Consider the following 7193-nt stretch of genomic DNA (forward strand, 5'->3'; position numbering starts at 1 on the left):
ACCGAGGCTACATGGACGTACTTGCGCCGTCCCCCGCAACCTGAGCCACCCCGCCTCCCCTCAGGAAGCCAGCTTTTGACGTTGAGGTTGACGTTGACGTTGCCGGCCAGCGGCCGGCACTACCGCGGGTGCAGGGCGGCAGCCCTGCACAGAAAAACCTCAGTACCGGGGCCGGCCTTCTTCCAGCACCTGCCGCAGGAACGGCACGGTGATCCGCCGCTTCGCCGCCAGCGACTCCCGGTCCAGCCAGTCCAGCAACGTGATCAATCCGCCCAGCTCACGCCCGGTGTGCGACAGCAGCCACTCGATGGCCGCCTCGTCGATCGCCAGGCCGCGCCGCAGCGCACGCTCGCGCAGCACCGCCGCCCGGCCTTCCTCATCCAGCGGCTGCAGCAGCACCCGCACACACTGCCCCAGCCGCGAACGCAGATCCGGCAGCACCAGGCCCAGCTCGCCCGGCGCACGCTGCGCCGTGTACAACACGGTTACCCCCGCCGCGCGCGCACGGTTGTGGAAGTCGAACAGCGCAATCTCGTCCTCGCGGTGGCCGGCAATCGCATCCAGGCCGTCCAACGCCACCAGCTCGCGCTGGTCCAGTCCGTCCAGCGCCGCCGCCACCCGGCCGACTGTGCCCGCCAGCGGCACGTAGGTCGGCAGTCGACCCGCCTGCTGCGCACTGGAACACATCGCCAGCGCCTGGTGGGTCTTGCCCGTGCCCGCCGCACCTTCCAGATAGACCCAGTCGTGGCTGGCACCCACCGCGATCGCGCGCAGCTGCGCCAGCGCGCCGTCCGGCGCACCGATGAAGGTCTCCAGGCGCTGGTCCCGCGGGTAATGCAGGGCCAGCGGAAGTTGCGGCACACCAATCACTTCGGGTCCGGCCCGTTCTCGTAGGGGTCAAGAATGATATGGGGTGCGTCGATCACGCCATCAAGCATGATCGCGGGCTTTTCGCCGACGTACAGCTCGCTCTGGCGATAACGCTGGTGCGCGTAGCGCAGCAGCACATTGCTGACCGCCGCTACCGGCAGCGCCAGCAGCATGCCGAGGAAGCCGAACAGCTGGCCGCCGGCCATCACCGCGAAGATCACCGCCACCGGGTGCAGGCCGATCTTGTCACCGACGATGCGCGGGGTCAGCACGTAGCTTTCCAGCAGCTGACCGACGGTAAACACCACGCCCACCAGCAGCAGCAGCTTCAGATCGATGCCCTGCGCCTGCACCAGCGCCGCCACCACCGCCATCACGATGCCGGTGGTCGCACCGAGGTAGGGAATGAAACTGATCAGGCCGGCCACCAGGCCGATCAACAGGCCCAGCTTCAGGCCGACCACCGAAAGGCCGGCGGCGTAGATCACGCCCAGCGCCACCATCACCAGGAACTGGCCACGGATGAACGCGCCCAGCACCTCGTTGGATTCCCGCGCCAGCGAAGTGATGGTGCCGATGTGGTTGCGCGGAATGAGCGAGGCGACCCGCTCGACCAGCTTGTCCCAGTCGCGCAGGAAGTAGAACGCCAGGATCGGCAGCAGGGCCAGGTTCACCACCCAGGTCACCACGGTGAAGCCCGAGCGCGACACGTAGCCCATGAAGGTCGTGGCGAAGCCGCCGGCCTGCTGCCAGTGGCTGCGCACCCACTCGATCAAACGCTCCGGGTCCAACCACTGCATCACTTCCAGGCCGGTCTTCTGCTCGAACCACGGGATACCGGTCTGCATCAGCCACGCCTGTGCCTGCGGAACCGCCGCCAACAGCGTGGTGATCTGCCGCTCGATCATCGGCACCAGCACCAGCAACAGCGCGATGATCACCAGCACCATCGCTACGAACACCAGCACCACGCCGGTGTTGCGCGAACGGCCCGTGGCCTCGATGCGGTCCACCAGGGGGTCACCCAGCCAGGCCAGCGCCAACGCCAGCACGAACGGCGTCAGGATGGGGGCCAGCAGCCACACCACCCAGCCGATCAGCAGGGCGACGGTCATGTACTTCAGCCGTCGCAGGAACTGCGCGATTTCCGCCTCGGGGGATTGGGTCATCGCAGTCGGTACTCGTTGCTGACCGGGGCCGGCTGCGGCGCGCCGGTGGTGTCATCGAGCGGTGCCGGCAGGGCCGGCAGGGGCGCCGAAGGCACCAGCACGCCGTTGTCGCCCAGCATCCGGTTGAAGCCGGCCAGGCCGGTGGTCATTTCCAGATTCAGTTCCAGATGGTCGGCCGTGGCCCGCAGCGGGGTGACGTTGCGTACCACCGGCACCTCGCGCAGGCCAGCGGCCAGGCGCAGGTAATCCTCGCTGCTGTTGATGCCGGTCACCACCACGCGGTAGGTACCGGCCGCCCCGGTGGCCGCGCCAGCCTTGGCGTAACGCTTGACCAGCGCATCGGCGGCACCGTCGGCACCGGCAGCCATCGCGCGCATGGCGTTGGCATCCTTGCTGGTCCACTTGTTCAGCTCACGGCCGTTGTCGACGAACACCCAATCAGCCTGCCAGCCGCCATTGGCGCGGTAGAGCTTGCCGATCAGCTGCATCGGCGGCGCATAACGGGCCGAGGCGCGGGCCACCGCAGCGCTGTCCTGGCGCCAGATGGCCCCGGCCAGAGCCTGTTCGGCCGCACCGCCGCTGGGCAGGCCCAGCTTGAAGCCGCGTTCGGTGGCGCGGTTCAGCAGCGGACGGGCTGCATTGGCCTGCTGCACGCTGACCAGGCGCGGTCCACTGCCATCATCCACCGCCAGCCAGACCACCGGCTTGGGCCGCGGCTGCGGCCACAGCGGCAGGCCCAGGGCGGACACCAGCGCGTCCACGTCATCCTCGCGGAAACGGGCCACCAGCAGCGTCCGGTAGCTGGGGGCGCCACTGGTGCCGACGCTCTGGTCCTGCTTGAAGTCGTAGCTGGCCACGTAATCCCTGGCGTTGCGCAGGGCCTGCACCACACCCGGGCGCGCGGTCACGTTGCGGTCGCCGGACAACTTGCCCAGGACCACGCTCAGGGCACGGGCCAGGCCCCCGTTGCGGTCGGCCTCGGCCTGGCTGTTGACGGGCACTTCGGCCTCGTAGGCACCACTGGCGGTGGCGACATCGCCCTCGGTACGAAGCCCGCTCTGGGCCATCGTGGCCACTGGCAGGCACAACGCGAGGAGCAGGGCGGGAATAAGGCTGCGGCGCATCAGGACATCCATTGGCTCGACGTATCCGGGGGGAATTGTTGCCCGAATACGGACTTTGCGCCAATGCGGCCTGTTAAAATCGCCCGTTCAACCCCTGCCAGCGCCGACGCCCGTGACCAACACCCCGTCTTCCGCCCCCTCCCCCCTCACCTATCGTGACGCGGGCGTCGACATCGACGCCGGCAACTCGCTGGTCGAGCGGATCAAGCCCCTGGTCAAGCGCAGCTTCCGCCCGGAAGTGATGGGCGGCCTGGGCGGCTTCGGCGCCCTGTTCGACCTGTCCAACAAGTACCGCGAGCCGGTGCTGGTGTCCGGCACCGACGGCGTCGGCACCAAGCTGAAGCTGGCCCACCAGCTGAACCGCCACGATACGATCGGCATCGATCTGGTCGCCATGTGCGTCAACGACGTGCTGGTGCAGGGGGCCGAGCCGCTGTTCTTCCTGGATTACTTCGCCACCGGCAAACTGGACATCGACACCGCGGCGGCGGTCGTGGGCGGCATCGCCAACGGCTGCACCGAGGCCGGCTGCGCGCTGATCGGCGGCGAAACCGCTGAAATGCCCGACATGTATGCCCCGGGTGAATACGACCTGGCCGGCTTCACCGTGGCCGCCGTGGAAAAGAGCGAACTGAAGGATGGCGCCAGCGTGGCCGCCGGCGACGTGCTGATCGGCATTGCTTCCTCCGGCCCGCATTCCAACGGCTACTCGCTGGTGCGCCGCATCTATGACCGTGCTGGCCAGCCGGCCGATCTGGAGCTGGAAGACGGCGTCAAGCTGGTCGATGCGCTGATGGCGCCGACCCGCCTGTACGTCAAGCCGATCCTGTCGCTGCTGAAGTCGCACGGCCCGGCCATCCACGGCATGGCCCACATCACCGGTGGCGGCCTGACCGAGAACATCATCCGCGTGGTGCCCGAAGGCCTGGGCCTGGACATCCAGGCCTCGGCCTGGCCGCTGCCGCCGGTGTTCCAGTGGCTGCAGAAGGAAGGCGCGGTGGTCGACAGCGAAATGTGGCGCACCTTCAACTGCGGCATCGGCTTCGTGCTGATCGTGGCCCCGGAGCAGGTCGCCGCAGTGTCCGAAGCCGTGCAGGCGCAGGGCCTGGACCACTGGCCGATCGGCCAGGTGGTCACCGCCAGCGGCGCCGAACGCGTCCGCATCGCCTGATCGACACTCAAGGAGCCCGCATGGACGCTACGCCCACCTCGCCTGCTGCACCGGTGCCGCCCCCGGCACCGGCCGCGCCTGCGCTGACCGCACAGGACATCGACCACCTGCGCCTGCTGGCGATCTTCCATTACGTGGTGGCCGGCCTGGCCGCCGTGTTCGGGCTGATCTTCTGCATGCACATCGTGATGGGCATCGCCATGCTCAGCGGCGCCCTGCCGATGAACTCCAACGGCCAGGCCACGCCGCTGCACGAGCAGCAGTTCATGGGCTGGATGTTCATCATCATGGGCGGCTGCGCGGTGTCCTTCGGGCTCGGCCTGGCGGGCTTCATCGCCTATGCCGGGCGCTGCCTGAAGCAGCGGCGCCGGCACCTGCTGTGCATGGTGGTGGCCGCCATCGCCTGCCTGTTCACCCCGTTCGGCACCGTGCTGGGCGTATTCACCCTGGTCGTGCTGCTGCGCCCGCAGGTGAAGGCGGCCTTCGAAGCCAACGCGCCTTCCCGCCTCTGAGACACCCGATGGCCGCCGCATGACCGCACGCATCGCCGTACTGGCCTCCGGCCGTGGCAGCAACCTGCAGGCCATCCTTGATGCGATCGACGCCGGCCGCCTGCCGGCCGAGGTGGTGGGGGTCTTTTCCGACCGCCCCGACGCCGCCGCACTGCAGCGCGTCGGGCCCGGCCAGCGCTGGGCACAGGCGCCGAAGACGTTCAGCGACCGCGCCGCCTACGAACAGGCGCTCGGCGATGCCGTGCAGGCGGCGGCCCCGGACTGGATCGTCTGCGCCGGCTACATGCGCATTCTCGGCGCCGGGTTCGTCCAGCGCTTCACGGGCCGCCTGGTCAACATCCACCCGTCGCTGCTGCCGTTGCACAAGGGCCTGCACACCCACGCCCGTGCGCTGGAGGCCGGCGATGCCGAGCACGGCGCCAGCGTACACCTGGTCGTGCCGGAACTGGATGCCGGGGCCGTGCTGGCCCAGGTACGCGTGCCCGTACTGCCCGGCGATGACGCGACCCGCCTCGCCGCACGGGTCCTGGCGGTCGAACATCCACTATTGATCGCCACCCTGCAGTTGCTGTGCGACGGCCGCCTGGCTGAACGGGAGGGCCATCCGATCCTCGACGGTCACCCCCTGTTTAGCCCGTTGGCTCTAGATTCCGCCGGAAACCTGAACCGGTAACGCCCGTGCACACGCCCTGCTGACTGCGGGGCTGGCATCCTGCCTCCTCCTGCGGTTCCTGCCCGCCATGAAGAACTCGATTCCGTTGCGCCATTTCCTGCTGCTGCCGCTCGCCGTGCTTGCGTGTGCCGCCTGGGCACAGACCCCGCCATCGGTCGAACCTGCGCCCGTGGTGCAGGCGCCGCCCGCCCCGGCCGTGCCCGCGCTGCCGGCCATGGCCTGGGAAGCGCCGCCGCTGCAGCCGTTCACGGCCACCTACCAGGCCTTCTACAAAGGCAAGGAGGCTGGCGATGCGACCATGCAGGTGACCCACACCGGCGGGAACCAGTGGCGGGTGGACATGCAGGTGGTCGGCCGCCGTGGCTTCGCCAGCGTGCTCGGCCTGAACCTGGAACAGAGCACCGTATTCGAGGAACGCAACGGCGTCTACGCGCCCTTGAGCCAGAGCACCGTGCGCAAGGGCCTGTTCCTGGGCAAGAAGGCGGTGGGCACCTACAACTGGGAAACCAGCACCGCGCAGTGGACCGGCGACGTCAAGAAGGACCGCGCCCAGCCCATTCCCTTGCAGCGCGGCGACCAGAGTGCGCTGCTGCTGAACCTGTCGCTGATGCGCGATGCCCACCCAGGCGCGGTGATGCACTACCGCTACGTCGAACTGGGCAAGGTGCGCCAGCACGATTACCAGGCCGCCGCGCAGACCGAGAACGTCGAGGTCGGTGACCTGTCCTACAACGCGCTGAAGGTGTACCGCACCAACGGCGGCAACAACGAAACCATTCTCTGGATCGCCAACGGTGTCCCCACCCCGGTGCGCATCCTGCAACGCGAAGATGGCGAAGATCGCATCGACCTGCGCCTGATCGAATACCAAGGAGTGTGAGCATGACGACCCTGACCCGCCCGCTGACCTGGATCGCCGCTGCCGCGCTGTCGGTGGCCAGCCTTCCGGCGATGGCCCTGCAGCCGTTCAAGGCCGATTACCTGGCCAGCTACATGGGCATGCAGGCCAACGGCACCATGACCCTGGCCAACGAAGGCACCGGCAAGTGGCGCTACAACCTGCAGGTGAAGAACCAGCTGGCCGACCTCAGCCAGAGCACCGTGTTCGAGGAAGTGCGTGGCCAGCTGCGCCCGCTCAGCAGCCAGGACCGCTCGGCGCTGCTGGTGAAGAAGCGAAACGTGCAGGCCAGCTACAACTGGACCAGCAACCAGGCCACCTGGACCGGCGACATCAAGCCGGACCGCGCCGGCCCGGTCGCGCTGAAGGCCGGTGACATGGATGCGCTGCTGATCAACCTGGCGATCGCCCGCGACCTGGCCGCCGGCAAGCCGCTGACCTACCGCATGGTCGACGAAGGCCGCATCAAGAACATGACCTACAAGGTCGTGGGCAAGGAAGCAGTGACCGTAGGCGGCAAGAGCTACCAGGCCACCAAGGTCTCGCGCGTGGATGGCGACAAGGAACAGATTGCCTGGATCGTGCCCGAGTTCCCGGTGCCGACCCGCATCCTGCAGCGCGAAGGCGGCCGCGACGCGCTGGACCTGACCATCAAGGCGCTGAATTGACGCCTTGCCGGTAGTGCCGGCCGCTGGCCGGCATCCGTGTCGCATTGCCGTCTTCATCCGCAACATCCGCCTGGTCGAAGACGATGCCGAGCACATCGAAGGCAACTC

The 7193-nt window shown here is 68.2% G+C and carries 8 protein-coding genes; 5 read left to right on the plus strand and 3 right to left on the minus strand.

Annotated features, from left to right (window positions below; translation table 11 throughout):
- Positions 1-159 precede the first annotated feature (159 nt).
- Genes hda through ACQKDV_RS17410 form a run of 3 tightly spaced genes read right to left on the minus strand, consistent with a single transcriptional unit; the run spans position 160 to position 3163 of the window.
- Positions 160-867, minus strand: a complete 708-nt coding sequence (hda, locus tag ACQKDV_RS17400) for a DnaA regulatory inactivator Hda (protein WP_427785411.1) — start codon at positions 865-867, stop codon at positions 160-162.
- Positions 867-2039, minus strand: coding sequence for an AI-2E family transporter (locus ACQKDV_RS17405; protein WP_427785399.1), 1173 nt, complete (start codon positions 2037-2039; stop codon positions 867-869). Before ACQKDV_RS17405 ends, hda begins: the two co-directional genes overlap by 1 nt.
- On the minus strand, positions 2036-3163 hold the full coding sequence (locus tag ACQKDV_RS17410; protein ID WP_427785401.1) for a DUF2066 domain-containing protein: 1128 nt from the start codon (positions 3161-3163) through the stop codon (positions 2036-2038). Before ACQKDV_RS17410 ends, ACQKDV_RS17405 begins: the two co-directional genes overlap by 4 nt.
- A gap of 112 nt (positions 3164-3275) precedes the next feature.
- Between ACQKDV_RS17410 and purM the strand changes: the two genes are divergently transcribed.
- The 5 genes from purM to ACQKDV_RS17435 all read left to right on the plus strand — a co-directional run bounded on the left by purM (position 3276) and on the right by ACQKDV_RS17435 (position 7085).
- Positions 3276-4334, plus strand: coding sequence for a phosphoribosylformylglycinamidine cyclo-ligase (purM, locus tag ACQKDV_RS17415; protein ID WP_427785403.1), 1059 nt, complete (start codon positions 3276-3278; stop codon positions 4332-4334).
- Positions 4335-4354: 20 nt separating this feature from the next.
- The gene (locus ACQKDV_RS17420; protein ID WP_427785405.1) at positions 4355-4846 is read left to right on the plus strand and encodes a hypothetical protein; all 492 of its coding nucleotides are present in this window, start codon (positions 4355-4357) and stop codon (positions 4844-4846) included.
- 19 nt (positions 4847-4865) lie between these two features.
- The gene (gene purN / locus ACQKDV_RS17425) at positions 4866-5519 is read left to right on the plus strand and encodes a phosphoribosylglycinamide formyltransferase (protein ID WP_427785406.1); all 654 of its coding nucleotides are present in this window, start codon (positions 4866-4868) and stop codon (positions 5517-5519) included.
- A gap of 67 nt (positions 5520-5586) precedes the next feature.
- Entirely contained in the window at positions 5587-6399 is an 813-nt protein-coding gene (locus tag ACQKDV_RS17430; RefSeq protein WP_427785407.1) for a DUF3108 domain-containing protein, read from the plus strand.
- A 2-nt stretch (positions 6400-6401) separates the two neighbouring features.
- Positions 6402-7085, plus strand: coding sequence for a DUF3108 domain-containing protein (locus ACQKDV_RS17435; protein ID WP_427785409.1), 684 nt, complete (start codon positions 6402-6404; stop codon positions 7083-7085).
- Positions 7086-7193: the final 108 nt, after the last annotated feature.

Origin of the sequence: Stenotrophomonas sp. NPDC077659, from assembly GCF_050268705.1 — a bacterium.
In the GTDB taxonomy this organism is placed as follows: Bacteria; Pseudomonadota; Gammaproteobacteria; order Xanthomonadales; family Xanthomonadaceae; genus Stenotrophomonas.

Coding starts and splice junctions, on each gene's coding strand:
- ACQKDV_RS17405 (WP_427785399.1), bottom strand. CDS start 2,039: ATGACCCAATCCCCCGAGGCGGAAATCGCGCAGTTCCTGCGACGGCTG.
- ACQKDV_RS17410 (WP_427785401.1), bottom strand. CDS start 3,163: ATGCGCCGCAGCCTTATTCCCGCCCTGCTCCTCGCGTTGTGCCTGCCA.
- ACQKDV_RS17420 (WP_427785405.1), top strand. CDS start 4,355: ATGGACGCTACGCCCACCTCGCCTGCTGCACCGGTGCCGCCCCCGGCA.
- purN (WP_427785406.1), top strand. CDS start 4,866: ATGACCGCACGCATCGCCGTACTGGCCTCCGGCCGTGGCAGCAACCTG.
- ACQKDV_RS17430 (WP_427785407.1), top strand. CDS start 5,587: ATGAAGAACTCGATTCCGTTGCGCCATTTCCTGCTGCTGCCGCTCGCC.
- ACQKDV_RS17435 (WP_427785409.1), top strand. CDS start 6,402: ATGACGACCCTGACCCGCCCGCTGACCTGGATCGCCGCTGCCGCGCTG.